Origin of the sequence: Rahnella sp. CJA17(1/100) (assembly GCF_963881615.1) — a bacterium.
In the GTDB taxonomy this organism is placed as follows: domain Bacteria; phylum Pseudomonadota; class Gammaproteobacteria; order Enterobacterales; family Enterobacteriaceae; genus Rahnella; species Rahnella aceris.
Map to the genome: position 1 here is coordinate 93358 of NZ_CAWOJA010000005.1, position 14139 is coordinate 107496.

18 protein-coding genes are annotated in these 14139 nt (G+C 54.4%); 13 read left to right on the forward strand and 5 right to left on the reverse strand.

The features are described from left to right. Positions 1-5 precede the first annotated feature (5 nt). From AACU55_RS03675 to ruvX, 7 genes are all read left to right on the forward strand, one after another. Entirely contained in the window at positions 6-1400 is a 1395-nt protein-coding gene (locus tag AACU55_RS03675; protein ID WP_134706673.1) for a sugar porter family MFS transporter, read from the forward strand. Between the two features lie 90 nt (positions 1401-1490). After that, on the forward strand, positions 1491-2012 hold the full coding sequence (locus tag AACU55_RS03680) for a SprT family zinc-dependent metalloprotease (RefSeq protein ID WP_037033267.1): 522 nt from the start codon (positions 1491-1493) through the stop codon (positions 2010-2012). 93 nt (positions 2013-2105) lie between these two features. Next, the gene (gene endA, locus AACU55_RS03685; RefSeq protein WP_037033268.1) at positions 2106-2819 is read left to right on the forward strand and encodes a deoxyribonuclease I; all 714 of its coding nucleotides are present in this window, start codon (positions 2106-2108) and stop codon (positions 2817-2819) included. An 87-nt stretch (positions 2820-2906) separates the two neighbouring features. Continuing rightward, positions 2907-3638 (forward strand): 16S rRNA (uracil(1498)-N(3))-methyltransferase, encoded by a 732-nt coding sequence (rsmE, locus tag AACU55_RS03690; RefSeq protein WP_037033269.1) that lies wholly within the window; start codon positions 2907-2909, stop codon positions 3636-3638. 11 nt (positions 3639-3649) lie between these two features. Continuing rightward, complete coding sequence (gshB, locus tag AACU55_RS03695) at positions 3650-4600, forward strand: glutathione synthase (RefSeq protein WP_013576826.1); 951 nt, start codon at positions 3650-3652, stop codon at positions 4598-4600. Between the two features lie 128 nt (positions 4601-4728). Then, on the forward strand, positions 4729-5292 hold the full coding sequence (locus AACU55_RS03700; protein WP_134706674.1) for a YqgE/AlgH family protein: 564 nt from the start codon (positions 4729-4731) through the stop codon (positions 5290-5292). After that, the gene (gene ruvX / locus AACU55_RS03705) at positions 5292-5720 is read left to right on the forward strand and encodes a Holliday junction resolvase RuvX (protein ID WP_013576828.1); all 429 of its coding nucleotides are present in this window, start codon (positions 5292-5294) and stop codon (positions 5718-5720) included. Before AACU55_RS03700 ends, ruvX begins: the two co-directional genes overlap by 1 nt. Here ruvX and AACU55_RS03710 read toward each other — a convergent pair. Continuing rightward, positions 5711-6733, reverse strand: coding sequence for a type IV pilus twitching motility protein PilT (locus tag AACU55_RS03710; RefSeq protein WP_134706675.1), 1023 nt, complete (start codon positions 6731-6733; stop codon positions 5711-5713). The genes ruvX and AACU55_RS03710 overlap by 10 nt on opposite strands. A 22-nt stretch (positions 6734-6755) precedes the next feature. Here AACU55_RS03710 and AACU55_RS03715 point away from each other — a divergent pair, with 22 nt between their 5' ends. The 6 genes from AACU55_RS03715 (at position 6756) to hemW (ending at position 11059) form a co-directional block, all read left to right on the forward strand. Next, complete coding sequence (locus AACU55_RS03715; RefSeq protein ID WP_013576830.1) at positions 6756-7475, forward strand: YggS family pyridoxal phosphate-dependent enzyme; 720 nt, start codon at positions 6756-6758, stop codon at positions 7473-7475. Positions 7476-7547: 72 nt separating this feature from the next. Then, positions 7548-8369, forward strand: coding sequence for a pyrroline-5-carboxylate reductase (proC, locus tag AACU55_RS03720; protein WP_013576831.1), 822 nt, complete (start codon positions 7548-7550; stop codon positions 8367-8369). An 86-nt stretch (positions 8370-8455) separates the two neighbouring features. After that, positions 8456-9010 (forward strand): YggT family protein, encoded by a 555-nt coding sequence (locus AACU55_RS03725; RefSeq protein ID WP_013576832.1) that lies wholly within the window; start codon positions 8456-8458, stop codon positions 9008-9010. Further along, positions 8995-9300 (forward strand): DUF167 family protein YggU, encoded by a 306-nt coding sequence (gene yggU / locus AACU55_RS03730; RefSeq protein ID WP_013576833.1) that lies wholly within the window; start codon positions 8995-8997, stop codon positions 9298-9300. Before AACU55_RS03725 ends, yggU begins: the two co-directional genes overlap by 16 nt. Before the next feature lie 21 nt (positions 9301-9321). Further along, positions 9322-9930, forward strand: a complete 609-nt coding sequence (locus AACU55_RS03735) for an XTP/dITP diphosphatase (RefSeq protein ID WP_112150890.1) — start codon at positions 9322-9324, stop codon at positions 9928-9930. After that, positions 9923-11059 carry a radical SAM family heme chaperone HemW gene (hemW, locus tag AACU55_RS03740; protein WP_013576835.1) on the forward strand — a complete coding sequence of 379 codons (1137 nt, stop codon included), beginning with the start codon at positions 9923-9925 and terminating at the stop codon, positions 11057-11059. Before AACU55_RS03735 ends, hemW begins: the two co-directional genes overlap by 8 nt. Before the next feature lie 81 nt (positions 11060-11140). Here the strand turns inward: hemW and AACU55_RS03745 are convergent, their stop codons facing one another. The 4 genes from AACU55_RS03745 to trmB all read right to left on the reverse strand — a co-directional run bounded on the left by AACU55_RS03745 (position 11141) and on the right by trmB (position 14064). Then, on the reverse strand, positions 11141-11875 hold the full coding sequence (locus AACU55_RS03745; RefSeq protein WP_013576836.1) for a YggN family protein: 735 nt from the start codon (positions 11873-11875) through the stop codon (positions 11141-11143). Positions 11876-11899: 24 nt separating this feature from the next. Next, on the reverse strand, positions 11900-12826 hold the full coding sequence (gene glsB, locus AACU55_RS03750) for a glutaminase B (RefSeq protein WP_037033273.1): 927 nt from the start codon (positions 12824-12826) through the stop codon (positions 11900-11902). A 192-nt stretch (positions 12827-13018) separates the two neighbouring features. Then, positions 13019-13345 (reverse strand): YggL family protein, encoded by a 327-nt coding sequence (locus AACU55_RS03755; protein ID WP_013576838.1) that lies wholly within the window; start codon positions 13343-13345, stop codon positions 13019-13021. Beyond that, the gene (trmB, locus tag AACU55_RS03760) at positions 13345-14064 is read right to left on the reverse strand and encodes a tRNA (guanosine(46)-N7)-methyltransferase TrmB (RefSeq protein WP_013576839.1); all 720 of its coding nucleotides are present in this window, start codon (positions 14062-14064) and stop codon (positions 13345-13347) included. The genes AACU55_RS03755 and trmB overlap by 1 nt, the downstream gene beginning before the upstream one ends. Positions 14065-14139 lie beyond the last annotated feature (75 nt).

Sequence of the window (14139 nt, forward strand, 5' to 3'; positions counted from 1 at the left end):
ACCGGATGAACAACTCAACTTCGACCAAAGGAAAACGCTCGAACAAAAGCGTCACTTTCTTTGTCTGTTTTCTTGCTGCACTTGCCGGACTGCTGTTCGGCTTAGATATCGGCGTCATCGCGGGCGCCCTGCCCTTTATCAGCCATGACTTCCAGATTACTAACCACCAACAGGAATGGGTTGTCAGCTCCATGATGTTTGGTGCCGCCGTCGGTGCTGTCGGCAGTGGCTGGCTGAACTTCCGTCTGGGACGTAAATTCAGCCTGATGATCGGCGCAGTTCTGTTCGTTGTCGGCTCCCTGTGTTCCGCCTTTGCGCCCAACACAGAAGTACTGATTGTTGCCCGCGTTCTGCTGGGTCTGGCTGTCGGTATTGCCTCTTACACCGCACCGATTTACCTGTCAGAAATCGCACCGGAAAAAATCCGCGGCAGCATGATTTCCATGTACCAGTTGATGATCACCATCGGTATTCTGGCCGCATACCTGTCGGATACCGCGTTCAGCTACACCGGCGCATGGCGCTGGATGCTGGGCATCATCACCATTCCGGCATTGCTGTTGCTGGTTGGCGTCTTCTTCCTGCCGGACAGCCCGCGCTGGCTGGCCGCCCGTGGTGATGACGGTAAAGCACGCCGCGTACTGGAAAAACTGCGTGATTCCAGTGAGCAGGCAAAACATGAACTGGATGAAATCCGTGAAAGCCTGAAAGTAAAACAAAGCGGCTGGGGTTTGTTCGTTAATAACAAAAACTTCCGGCGTGCGGTTTACCTCGGCGCTCTGTTGCAGGTCATGCAGCAGTTCACCGGTATGAACGTCATCATGTACTACGCACCAAAAATCTTCGGCATCGCCGGTTTCGCCAGCACCTCTCAACAGATGTGGGGCACGGTGATCGTCGGGCTGGTTAACGTTCTGGCGACGTTCATCGCCATCGGTCTGGTTGACCGCTGGGGCCGTAAACCTACGCTGAAACTGGGCTTCCTGGTGATGGCCGTCGGTATGGGTGTGCTGGGTACTATGCTGCATATCGGTGTCGAATCCGATGCGGCGAAATACTTCTCCATCGCCATGCTGCTGATGTTCATCGTTGGTTTTGCGATGAGTGCCGGTCCGCTGATTTGGGTACTGTGTTCTGAAATTCAGCCGCTGAAAGGCCGCGATTTTGGTATCACCGTGTCTACTGCGACCAACTGGATCGCCAACATGATTGTCGGCGCAACCTTCCTGACCATGCTCGACAGCCTCGGCAATGCCAATACCTTCTGGGTATACGCCGCGCTGAACGTGGTCTTCATCTTCATCACTATTGCGCTGATCCCTGAGACCAAAAACGTCTCTCTGGAACACATCGAACGCAACCTGATGAAAGGTGAAGCCCTGCGCGACATCGGTAAGTAAGTTAGCAATAAATAAGCCTGCCATTCCTCCCCTGCAAAGGGGAGGAATTCCATATTGCATCTCTCCCCCGCCAGATTTATCCTTCGCCAGATGAAAACCTCACGTCTCCCCATCGCCCTGCAACAAGCCGTTATGCGCTGCCTGCGGGAAAAACTCCAGATGGCAAATCAGTTTTTTGGCACCGATTACACGGAGCCGGAAATCAGCTATCAGCAACGCGGCACCAGCGCGGGAAGCGCGTATCTGCAACACTGGCAAATCCGCCTTAATCCGGTATTACTGCTGGAAAATCAGCAACCGTTTATCGATGAAGTGGTGCCACACGAGCTGGCCCATTTGCTGGTATACCGCCGTTTTGGTCGCGCTCCTGCACCGCACGGCAAAGAGTGGCGCTGGATGATGGAGCACGTGCTGGGTGTCTCAGCGAGCAGAACCCACAAGTTCGAAGTGGCATCCGTGCAAAGTAAAACCTATCCGTATTTATGCGCCTGCCGCGACCACCAGTTGACCGTACGTCGCCACAATAAGGTGATGCGCAAGGAGTCGGAATACCGCTGCCGCCATTGCGGCGAACTGTTACGTTTTAACGCTAACGGCATCACTAATTGCTGATTTTTCAATCACTCATTAGCAGCAAAGTCCCATTGTCACATCGCGCCGCATCCGTTACCCTTCCGGCCTTTTAGTCCTGGGTCTTTCAGAAACATGTTTCATAAAACGTTCTTATCTTTTCTGTTTATCAGTGCGCTGACACCGCTGAGCGCCTTCAGCCAGTCCGGCAACGCCATCAATAACTTCAGTCAGGCCAAAGCCGCTGCCGTTAAAATCAATCAGGGCGCGCCAACATTTTACTGCGGCTGCAATATCAGCTGGCAGGGGAAAAAAGGCACGCCGGATCTGCAATCCTGCGGTTACGCGGTACGTAAAAGTGAACAGCGCGCCAGCCGGATCGAATGGGAACATGTGGTTCCCGCGTGGCAGTTCGGCCACCAGATGCAATGCTGGCAGGATGGCGGGCGCAAAAATTGCGCGAAAAGCGCCGACTATCGCAAGGTTGAAACTGACCTGCACAACCTTGAACCGGCCATCGGTGAAGTGAACGGCGACCGCAATAATTTCATGTACAGCCAGTGGAACGGTGGCGAAGGTCAGTATGGCCGCTGTGAAATGAAAATCGACTTCAAAGCGAAAGCCGCCGAGCCGCCAGCCCGCGCCCGTGGGGCCATTGCGCGCACTTACTTCTACATGCGTGACCAGTACAAACTGAATTTATCCCGCCAGCAGACACAGCTGTTTACCGCCTGGGATCGCCAGTATCCGGTCACTTCATGGGAATGTGAACGCGATAACCGCATTGCCAGGGTACAGGGGAATCACAACCCTTACGTTCAGCAGGCTTGCGTGCAAAGAAAAAGCTAACCTACTATAGAGCACAATAGTCAGCGACAGGGCTGGCAACAGTTGCCAAAATAGCCCACTTCACCACTTTAAGGACAGCAGCCACACATGCGCATACCCCGCATTTATCATCCGGAAAACCTGACCGCTCACAGCGAGATTGCGTTGAGCGAAGATGCCGCCAATCACGTCGGACGCGTTCTGCGTATGCAGCCGGGTCAGGCGATTCAGTTATTTGACGGCAGCAACCAGGTCTTCGAAGCCAGCATCACGCAGGTTGATAAGAAAAGTGTGCGTGTCAGCCTGAATCAGGGCGTGCTGGCGGATAATGAATCCCCGCTGAATCTGCATCTTGGTCAGGTGATCTCGCGTGGTGAGAAGATGGAATTCACCATTCAGAAATCTATTGAGCTGGGCGTGAATACGATTACTCCGCTGTTTTCCGAGCGCTGTGGCGTCAAACTTGACGGCGAACGTCTGGAGAAAAAATTGCAGCAATGGCAGAAAATCGCCATTGCCGCCTGCGAACAGTGCGGACGTAACCGTATCCCTGAAATTCGTCCGGCGATGCAGCTCGAAGCCTGGTGCGCCGAACAGGACGACAGCCTGAAGCTGAACCTGCACCCGCGCGCCAGCCACAGCATTAACACCCTGCCGCTGCCGGTAAGCCATGTCCGCCTGCTGATCGGTCCGGAAGGCGGTTTATCCGCTGAAGAAATTGCAATGACCTCCGGCTACGGATTTACTGATATCCTGCTGGGACCCCGTGTTCTGCGTACAGAAACCACAGCACTCACCGCGATTACAGCCTTACAGGTTCGTTTCGGCGATCTGGGTTAAGAGGAAACCAAATGATTAAGCTTGGCATCGTGATGGATCCGATCTCTTCCATCAACATTAAAAAAGACACCAGTTTCGCTATGTTGCTGGAAGCGCAGAGTCGTGGTTACGAACTGCATTACATGGAAATGAATTCCCTGTATCTGCGCGGCGGCGAAGGCCGTGCGACCACCAAAAAACTCAGCGTGAAGCAGGATTACGATGGCTGGTATGAGTTTGGCACAGAGCAGGATATCGCCCTGCAGGAACTGGACGTGATCCTGATGCGTAAGGATCCGCCGTTCGATACCGAATTCATTTATGCCACTTACATCCTCGAACGTGCCGAAGAAAAAGGCACGCTGATCGTCAATAAACCGCAGAGCCTGCGCGACTGTAACGAAAAGCTGTTCACTGCGTGGTTCCCTGAACTGACGCCGGATACGCTGGTTACCCGCAATGCAGCGCAGTTGAAAGCGTTCCATAAAGAACACACTGACGTGATCCTCAAGCCACTCGATGGCATGGGCGGCGCTTCCATTTTCCGTCTGAAACCTGAAGACGCCAACGTCTCCGTCGTTATCGAAACACTGACCGAACACGGCAGCCGTTTCTGTATGGCACAAAACTACCTGCCAGCCATCAAGGACGGTGACAAACGCGTTCTGGTGGTCGACGGCGAACCGGTGCCTTACTGCCTGGCGCGTATTCCGGCGCAGGGTGAAACCCGCGGTAATCTGGCTGCCGGAGGCCGTGGCGAAGCCCGTCCGCTGAGCGAAAGTGACTGGGCAATTGCCCGTACCGTCGCGCCAATCCTCAAGCAGAAAGGCCTGATTTTTGTCGGTCTGGATATTATCGGCGATCGCCTGACGGAAATTAACGTCACCAGCCCGACCTGTGCACGTGAAATCGAAGCCGCCTTCCCGATTTCCATCACCGGCATGCTGATGGACGCCATCGAGAAACGTCTGGCTTCACGATAAGCACAGATTAAAATCGATAAACGGGTTGTTCAGCATTGCTGGATAACCCGCTTTTTTTGGCGAGCCTGACGTAATAAACTGGCCTGCCTGCACTGATTTCAATTCTGAGGTTAAACATCCTGCATACCATGAATCTACAACATCACTTTCTAATTGCGATGCCTGGCCTGGATGAACCCCAGTTCAAACGTTCGGTCGTGTACATCTGCGAGCACGATGAAGACGGCGCCATGGGTCTGGTGATTAACAAACTGGTCGACGATTTCACCATTGAAAGCGTACTCGACAAACTCGACATCACCCCCGAACCCCGTGACCTGAGTATTCGTCTTGATCGCCCGGTTTTTTCCGGGGGCCCGCTGGCAGACGATCGCGGTTTCATTTTGCATACGCCGCGCGAGGGTTTTGGCTCCAGCATCCGCATCTCTGACTGCACGATGATCACCACCTCGAAAGACGTGCTGGAAACGCTGGGCACGCCCGATCAGCCAAAAGATGTGCTGGTGGCGCTGGGTTATGCCGCATGGGAACAGGGCCAGCTTGAAAAAGAATTACTGGAAAACTCGTGGCTGACCATTGAAGCCAGCAGCGATATTTTGTTCCGCACCCCCATTGCTGACCGCTGGCGCGAAGCAGCGAAAATGATCGGCGTTGACGTCGGACAGCTCGCCACCCATGCGGGGCACGCATAATGGCAAACCGCACGGTTTTTGCTTTCGACTTCGGCACCAAAAGCATCGGTCTGGCTATTGGTCAGGAAGTCACCGGCACCGCCCGTCCGCTGACCTCGTTTAAAGCGCAGGACGGCACACCGGACTGGCAGAAAATTGAAAAACTGCTGAAAGAATGGCTGCCGGATCTGGTGGTTGTCGGTTTGCCGCTGAACATGGACGGCACAGAACAACCCCTGACCGCCCGTGCGCGCAAATTTGCCAACCGTCTGCATGGCCGTTTTGGCGTTCAGGTTGAACTGCACGACGAACGCCTGAGTACCGTAGAAGCCCGCGCTGATTTGTTCGATCGCGGCGGTTTCCGTGCGCTGGATAAAGGCAGCGTGGATGCCGCTTCCGCCGTCATTATTCTGGAAAGCTGGTTCGAGAAACAGTGGAGTCAGTCCTGATCTTCCGCCAGTAATCCCGCACGTTGCCGTTGCTGACGGCTTTGTGCGAACGTCTGCATGCCGGCCTGCGCGCCGGTTTGCAGGATATCCGCCAGCTGATGCGTTTTCCCTTCACGAATTAAATTGCACACCGCCGGTGTGGAGGTCAGCACTTCAAAAAGCGCTACCCTTCCCGCTTTTCTCCCATCCTTTTCTTCAGTCACCGCCAGTTTTTGCGCGATCACGGCCCGCAGGCTGCCCGCCAGTTGCGCGCGGACAAACGCTTTTTCTTCTGCCGGAAACACATCAACCAGCCGGTCAATGGCCTGTGTGGCGTTGCGCGTATGCAGTGTCGCGAGAACCAGATGTCCGGTTTCTGCCGCCGTCAGCGCCAGCCGGATACTGTCAGTGTCACGCAGTTCGCCCAGTAACAATACATCCGGATCTTCACGCAGAGCACCGCGCACCGCTTCGCCAAATGAACGCGTATGCAGCCCGAGTTCGCGCTGCTGAATCAGACATTGCCTGCCAGTATGGATAAGCTCGATGGGGTCTTCCAGCGTAATAATATGGCGCTTCGCATGGCGGTTGAGATGATCAATCAGCGCCGCCAGCGTGGTGGATTTCCCGCTGCCCGTCGCACCGGTGACCAAAATCAGGCCGTCTTCCTGCATAATGACGTGCTGCAAGATATCCGGCACCCTCAATGCAGCCAGCTCGGGGCAACGGGCAGGCACCGGTCTCAGCGCCGCAGACAACCCGTGCAGTTGCTGAAAGATATTGAGCCGCATCCGCACGCCATCACCCAATGTCAGCGCTTTATCCACCTGTCCGGCCAGCTGCAAAGTATGTTGTTCAGTGGCATCCAGCCACCCATGGATCAGCCCCAGCATCTGCGAAGCCTCCACCACCGGCAGATCTTCACAGCGACATAATTCCCCGTCAATGCGCAACACAGGGGGATAGCCGGTACAAAGGTGCAGATCGGAGGCATTTTGCTTTACACTACGTCCCACTAATCCATCAATATCCATGTTGAAATCCTCCTGAGTCCCTATGAGCCTTAGTCAGCAAAACGCTATTGAGCAGAACTTACAGAATGTCCGCGAGAAAATCGCAGCCGCTGCACAACATTGCGGCAGGTCTCCAGAAGAAATTACCTTGCTTGCAGTCAGCAAAACAAAACCTGCGAGCGCTGTCGAAGAAGCGATTGCCGCCGGGCAGTTAGCTTTCGGCGAAAACTACGTGCAGGAAGGCGTGGATAAGATTGCCCACTTTGCCGGACATCAGCCTGCGCTGACCTGGCATTTCATCGGGCCATTGCAGTCGAATAAAAGCCGCCTGGTGGCGGAGAATTTCGACTGGTGCCATACCATTGACCGCCTGAAAATCGCCCAGCGGCTGAACGAACAACGTCCGGCCGGTTTAGCGCCTTTACAGGTGCTGATTCAGGTCAACATCAGCGATGAGGCCAGTAAGTCCGGCATTGCAGTGGGCGATATCGCAGAACTGGCCCGACAGATTATGGCGATGCCCCGCCTGATACTGCGCGGCCTGATGGCGATTCCGGCAGTGGAAACGGATCACGCTCGACAGCTTGAGGTCTTCGGCAAGATGCGGGATGCGCTGAAAGATTTACAAAATATTTGTCCGCAGGCCGATACGCTGTCGATGGGTATGACCGATGATATGCCTGCGGCAATTGCGGCTGGCAGCACGATGGTTCGCATCGGGACCGCCATTTTCGGTGCCCGTGATTACAGCATAAAACAGTAACCTTTATCTTTGGGTTTACTGCTTTACTCTTGATAGGCTCAATTCAGCCCCCATTAAAAGCAAGGAGCATGAATGCAACATCGCAAAATCAGTTTTATCGGCGCCGGTAATATGGCGGGCGCAATTATTTCCGGCCTGGTCGAAAGCGGCTATCCGGCAAATCTCATCAGCGTTTGTGCCCCTTCCACCACGCATCGCGATGCGCTGGCTGATAAATATGGCGTGCAAAGCAGCAGCGATAACAGCGGCTGTGCAAAGGAGGCGGATGTCGTTGTTTTGTCGGTAAAACCGCAAATGATGGCCGATGTGTGTAAAGCACTGCAAAAAGACGTGGATTTTAGCGACAAGCTGGTACTGTCGATTGCCGCAGGCGTCAGTGTGGCGCGCTTCTGCGAGTTGCTGGGCGATAATCTGAACATCGTGCGTATCATGCCGAACACGCCATCTCTGGTCGGGAAAGGCATGAGTGGCCTGTACGCACCTTCTCAGGTTTCTCAGGCAGACCGTGATTACAGCGGTGAACTGATGACCGCCGTCGGCAAAATTTGCTGGGTCGATACCGAAGAAGGTATCAACCACGTAATTGCCGCCGCAGGCAGCGCCCCGGCGTATTTCTTCCTGTTTATGGAAGCAATGCAGGCTGAAGCGCAACGTCTGGGTTTCAGCGCTGAAACCGCACGGATGCTGGTTGAGCAAGCCGCCAGCGGCGCCAGTGCTTTAGTCGCCGCCAGTCCGGACACGCCATTGTCACAACTTCGTGAGAATGTGACGTCCAAAGGCGGCACGACGTTTGAAGCTCTGAAGGTTTTCACCGACCGTAAATTACCGGAGATTGTCTCCGAGGCCATGCAGGCCGCCATTACCCGCGCGCAGGAAATGGAAAAACTGTTCTAATAAGAGCAAATAATAAAATAACACTGCCCAAAATCATTCGTGTTGCCTCAAGACGACACGCGAAGGATGAAGGGCATAGGAGAATTATGTTAACGCTGACGTTTCTGGTTAAAACCCTCATAGATCTCTACGTGATGGTTCTGCTACTGCGCATCTGGATGCAATGGGCACGTACAGATTTTTATAACCCGTTTTCACAGTTCGTGGTGAAAATTACTCAGCCAATTATCGGACCACTTCGCCGGATTATTCCGCCGCTGGGCCCGATTGACAGCGCGAGTTTGCTGCTGGCGTTTATCCTTTGCACCATCAAATTCCCGCTGCTGTTGCTTATTCAAAGCGGCGCTATTTTCTTTGGTCTGAGCAGCCTGCTGATTGGCCTGATAGGGCTGGTTAAAGCCGCCGGTTATCTGGTGTTCTGGCTGGTGATTATCCGCTCGCTGATGAGCTGGGTGAGCCAGGGCCGCGGGCCGATGGATTACCTGCTGATGCAACTGACTGAGCCGCTGATGGCGCCAATCCGTCGTATTCTTCCGGCGATGGGCGGCATCGATTTCTCGGCGATGGTGGTGATCCTTATCCTCTATATGCTGAATTATCTGGGGATGGATCTGCTGGGTGCGTTGTGGTTCCAGCTTTAAGCCCGGCGTTCTGGCAATCTGATGCGCTGGTTTTGCGGCTGGTTATCCAGCCCAAAGCCAGCCGCGACAGCCTGGTGGGTTTGCATGGCGACGAACTGAAAGTCGCCATCACCGCCCCGCCGGTTGATGGTCAGGCGAACACACATCTGGTGAAATTTCTCGCGAAACAGTTTAAAGTCGCCAAAAGTCAGGTCAGCATTGAAAAGGGCGAACTGGGCCGCCATAAACAAGTCCGCATTACACATCCGCAAAATATCCCGACTGAGGTCGCGGTACTGCTCGCAGAATAACGTTTACGTCAGGACTCTCCCATGCAGAAAGTCGTATTAGCTACCGGCAACGCCGGTAAAGTGCGTGAGCTCGCACATCTTCTGGCCAGTTTCGGGCTGGACGTGGTCGCGCAAACGGAACTCGGTGTTGAATCTGCCGAAGAAACCGGGCTGACGTTCATTGAGAACGCCATCCTGAAGGCCCGCCATGCGGCAGCGGTCACCGGTTTGCCAGCCATTGCTGATGATTCAGGTCTGGCGGTGGATTTTCTCGGCGGCGCGCCGGGGATTTACTCCGCACGCTACGCAGGCGTTGATGCCAGCGATCAGCAAAACCTCGATAAACTGCTGGTGGCGCTGAAAGACGTGCCACAGGGTCAGCGCGATGCGCAGTTCCATTGTGTGCTGGTGTATATGCGCCACGCTGAAGACCCGACGCCGCTGGTGTGTCACGGCAGTTGGGCCGGTGAGATTACCTTTGCCGAAGCAGGCGAAGGCGGCTTCGGTTATGACCCGATTTTTTATGTTCCTGAGCTGGGCAAGACCGCCGCAGAACTGACCCGTGAAGAAAAAAGTGCGGTCTCGCACCGTGGACAGGCACTGAAACTATTGCTTGCCGCGATGAAAGAGGCTGTACAAAAGAATGCGTAAGTTACCGCCGCTGAGTCTCTACATCCATATTCCGTGGTGCGTGCAAAAATGCCCTTACTGCGATTTCAACTCGCACGCGTTAAAGGGTGAAGTGCCGCATGACGATTATGTCGCGCATCTGCTGGCTGATCTGGATGCAGACCTGCATCTGGTGGGCGGACGCAGTGTGGGGACGATTTTTATCGGCGGCGGAACCCCAAGTCTGCTGAGCAGCGAAGCGATGCAGAATCTGCTCGACGGCGTGCGTGCGCGGTTGCCGCTCGATGCTAATGCTGAAATCACCATGGAAGCTAATCCGGGTACCGTCGAAGCAGACCGCTTCAGCGGCTATCAGCGCGCCGGTGTGAACCGTATCTCCATTGGCGTGCAAAGTTTCGATGCGCAGAAACTGGAGCGTCTGGGGCGTATTCATGGCCCTGACGAAGCCACGCGCGCGGCGCATCTGGCGACCGGCCTGAACCTGCGCAGCTTCAATCTGGATCTGATGCACGGCTTGCCGGATCAGACGCTGGAAGAAGCGCTGGACGATTTGCGTCAGGCTATTGCACTCAACCCGCCGCATTTGTCGTGGTATCAGCTGACTATTGAGCCGAATACAATGTACGCCTCGCGCCCGCCGACCCTGCCGGATGACGATGCACTGTGGGATATTTTCGAGCAAGGCGACCAGTTGCTGACTGCGGCTGGTTATCAGCAGTATGAAACCTCGGCGTATGCCAAACCGGGCTACCAGTGTCAGCACAATCTGAACTACTGGCGCTTCGGGGATTATCTCGGCATCGGTTGCGGCGCGCATGGCAAACTGACGCAGCCCGACGGGCAAATCCTGCGTACCGTAAAAACCAAACATCCTCGCGGCTATATGCAGGGACGTTATATGGACAAACAGCATCCGGTCGAAACCGAAGATTTGCCGTTTGAATTCTTCATGAACCGCTTCCGCCTGCTGGAAGCCGCGCCGCGTGAAGAGTTTGGTCTGTATACCGGGCTGGATGAGTCGGTGATACGCGCACAGCTTGACGAAGCGATCACCAAAGAATATCTGGTGGAAACCGCCACGCACTGGCAGATCACCGGCAAAGGAAAATTATTCCTCAACTCACTGCTGGAGCTGTTTTTGGGGGAGTAAGGTGCAGTTCACAAAGGACGGTTCGTTTTCCCACAAAAAAACCGCGTAATCGCGGTTTTTTTGTGTCTGTCATTTAGCCGGTTACTTTTTCAAATCCGCCAGCAAGGCTTTGTGCTGAGTATCCAGATTCGTCACACGCTTACAGACGTCATCGCCAAAGGCTTTGAACTCTTTTTCCTGCTTGTTCCACTCTTCCTGAATGGCTTGCTGCAGCCCGCCAAGATTACCCATCATCGCCTGCAACGGATTCCCACCGCTGGTAGCCTGTTTGAGGCCCATTTCGTTGATGCTGTCCTGCATCACGCCGCCCATGGTTTGTTCCATCAGCTTCTGACCGTTTTGCTTAACCTGATCCACCGCTTTATGGTGGAAGGTCAGACCGTCGGCGCGGTGCTCAATGATCAGGTTCATTTGTTGCTTCAGTTGCTTGTCGAGCGTGACCAGACGGTTACGCACGTTGCTGTCGGTGCCCAGTTTCTCGACGATCACCCGATCTACCGCCACGCGGCCTTTTTCGAGATGCGCCGTCGCACCCTGATCAATCCACGGCAGGTCGCGGCGCAAACCGGCCTGATAATCGATCGCTTCCTGACGCTGTCTGGCGCTCAGGGTCATGTCTTTACCGTTGAGGGTCACGTTACCATTTGGCGTGATCAGCAAATCACCGCTGTTGCCGACCACCTGAACGGTCTGCGGCTTAATGATCACATCATCTTTAGGCTGTACGGCACACTGATAGTCCGCCTGTGCGCTCCACGCACTGAGAGCCAGCAACGCAGCAAGTCCGGTTTTTACCACTCCACTTTTTACTAACATGTACTCTCCCTTAAGACAGCAAACTCAAAAAATTGAACGGCCAATACGTTGCGCCAGTAGTTCTAAGGCAGCAATACCTGCCAAAGAGTTCCCTGCCGCATCAAGTTCCGGCGACCATACCGCGATACACATCTCACCCGGCACCAGGGCAATAATACCGCCACCGACACCGGATTTGCCCGGCATCCCGACGCGATAGGCGAACTCACCCGCACCATCGTACATACCGCTGGTCACCATCATCGCATTAATCTGCCGTGCCTGACGGGCATCGATGAGCGGTGTCTCGCTACCCAGCGGATGCCCTTTATTGGCCAGATACACAAACGTCCGCGCCAGTTCTTCACAACTCATGCGCAATGCGCAGTAGTGAAAATAGGTGTGCAAAACGGTGATGACGTCGTTGTCGAAATTACCGAAAGACTTCATCAGATAGGCAATCGCCGCATTGCGGTCGGAGTGCTCAAACTCGGAACGCGCAACGTGCCGATCGTAGTTGAGATCTGCCGATCCGGCCAGCTGACGCACCACTTCCAGCATTCTCTGCTTCGGTGCCGAAAGCCGGGTTTGCAGCATATCGCAGACCACCAGTGCGCCCGGATTGATGAACGGGTTACGCGGTTTACCCTGTTCCAGCTCAAGCTGTACCAGAGAATTGAATGGCTGACCGGACGGCTCTTTGCCGACACGCTGCCAGATTTCGCTTTCCTGATAACGGGTCAGCGCCAGCGTCAGGCTGAGAACTTTTGAGATCGACTGGATCGAGAAACGAATATCGGCATCACCGGCACGAAAGATCTCCCCTTTCGTGGTACACACGGCGATTCCTAAATGATCGGGGCTGACTTCCGCCAGAGCAGGAATGTAACCGGCCACTTTACCCCGACCTATCAGCGGCCTGACCTGCGCAAGAATATCTTCCAGCAAACTGTTATCAAGTTCGGTACCCAACGTCCTGCCTCCAGATGTAACAAAGGTGCCGGAAGGCACCTTTATGAGATTCAGAGATCCTCAGGATCTGCCTAAATCATTCGAGTTGTATCAAGGCGACAACTGAACTTATCCCCGGGAGCTTACAAAAGTAAGTGACCGGGGTAAGTGAAGGCAGTCAACGCAGAGACAATTCGAAGGATGACGGCAGAATCAGTCCCACCAGATATCGAACAACTCTGAAACTTCCACGTCTTCCATTTTATGGTCTTCTAACCATTTTTTGACCAGCGCACGCTGTTCATCAGTGCAATGGCCGATGTCCTGACGGCAAACCAGACCTTCCCATTGCAGATAGCCACTGCCGTCGAAGGCCAGCTTGTTTGGCTCGATCACACCGTCAATGAATTTATCCAGTGATTCGTCAATGGTTTCTACCGCGGTACCTTCCGGGAAACGCCATTTTACAGAGAAGCCCAGTTCCTGGAACTCGGCAATGTGTAACTTCTTACGTAAACGACGACTGCGATTTGTAGCCATTATTGCTTCCTCTCAAACATCAGATCCCATACGCCGTGGCCTAAACGCTGGCCACGCATTTCGAACTTGGTCACCGGGCGGGATTCCGGACGCGGGACATAATTGCCCTCCTGCGACAGGTTCACCCAGTTTTCTAAACTGGTCATGACGTCAAGCATGTGCTCCGCATAAGGCTCCCAGTCGGTTGCCATGTGGAATACACCGCCCACTTTCAATTTCTTGCGCAGCTTCTCAACGAACTCCGGCTGCACGATACGGCGCTTATTATGACGCGCTTTGTGCCACGGGTCAGGAAAGAATAGCTGCACCATGTCAAGCGAGCCATCCGGAATCATTTTTTCCAACACTTCGACCGCATCGTGACACATTACGCGCAGGTTACTGACACCCTCTTCATGCGCGGTCGCAAGACAGGCACCGACGCCAGGCGAGTGAACTTCAATGCCGATGAAATTCTGGTCCGGGTTCTGTTTCGCCATCGTGACCAGCGAGGTGCCCATCCCGAAACCGATTTCCAGCACAACCGGTGCCGGGCGACCAAACAAGGCATCAATTGCCAGAGGTTCTGCCTGAAACTCCACGCCCATCACCGGCCAGAAATTGTCCAGCGCGAATTGCTGACCTTTGGTCAGACGGCCCTGACGGCGGACAAAACTACGGATACGGCGCATCGCGCGACCGTTCTCGTCGAACTCCGGTGAAATGACGTCGTTTTTCATGGTGTTTCCACTCCGATTGGCAAGACGCGGTACCCGCGCGCGGATGCCTGTGCTTTGGTCACTGAATATAAGGAA

Excerpts from the sequence above, each read along its gene's own strand:
- AACU55_RS03675 (WP_134706673.1), top strand. The coding sequence starts at position 6 with ATGAACAACTCAACTTCGACCAAAGGAAAACGCTCGAACAAAAGCGTC.
- AACU55_RS03680 (WP_037033267.1), top strand. The coding sequence starts at position 1,491 with ATGAAAACCTCACGTCTCCCCATCGCCCTGCAACAAGCCGTTATGCGC.
- endA (WP_037033268.1), top strand. The coding sequence starts at position 2,106 with ATGTTTCATAAAACGTTCTTATCTTTTCTGTTTATCAGTGCGCTGACA.
- rsmE (WP_037033269.1), top strand. The coding sequence starts at position 2,907 with ATGCGCATACCCCGCATTTATCATCCGGAAAACCTGACCGCTCACAGC.
- gshB (WP_013576826.1), top strand. The coding sequence starts at position 3,650 with ATGATTAAGCTTGGCATCGTGATGGATCCGATCTCTTCCATCAACATT.
- AACU55_RS03700 (WP_134706674.1), top strand. The coding sequence starts at position 4,729 with ATGAATCTACAACATCACTTTCTAATTGCGATGCCTGGCCTGGATGAA.
- ruvX (WP_013576828.1), top strand. The coding sequence starts at position 5,292 with ATGGCAAACCGCACGGTTTTTGCTTTCGACTTCGGCACCAAAAGCATC.
- AACU55_RS03710 (WP_134706675.1), bottom strand. The coding sequence starts at position 6,733 with ATGGATATTGATGGATTAGTGGGACGTAGTGTAAAGCAAAATGCCTCC.
- AACU55_RS03715 (WP_013576830.1), top strand. The coding sequence starts at position 6,756 with ATGAGCCTTAGTCAGCAAAACGCTATTGAGCAGAACTTACAGAATGTC.
- proC (WP_013576831.1), top strand. The coding sequence starts at position 7,548 with ATGCAACATCGCAAAATCAGTTTTATCGGCGCCGGTAATATGGCGGGC.
- AACU55_RS03725 (WP_013576832.1), top strand. The coding sequence starts at position 8,456 with ATGTTAACGCTGACGTTTCTGGTTAAAACCCTCATAGATCTCTACGTG.
- AACU55_RS03735 (WP_112150890.1), top strand. The coding sequence starts at position 9,322 with ATGCAGAAAGTCGTATTAGCTACCGGCAACGCCGGTAAAGTGCGTGAG.
- hemW (WP_013576835.1), top strand. The coding sequence starts at position 9,923 with ATGCGTAAGTTACCGCCGCTGAGTCTCTACATCCATATTCCGTGGTGC.
- AACU55_RS03745 (WP_013576836.1), bottom strand. The coding sequence starts at position 11,875 with ATGTTAGTAAAAAGTGGAGTGGTAAAAACCGGACTTGCTGCGTTGCTG.
- AACU55_RS03755 (WP_013576838.1), bottom strand. The coding sequence starts at position 13,345 with ATGGCTACAAATCGCAGTCGTCGTTTACGTAAGAAGTTACACATTGCC.
- trmB (WP_013576839.1), bottom strand. The coding sequence starts at position 14,064 with ATGAAAAACGACGTCATTTCACCGGAGTTCGACGAGAACGGTCGCGCG.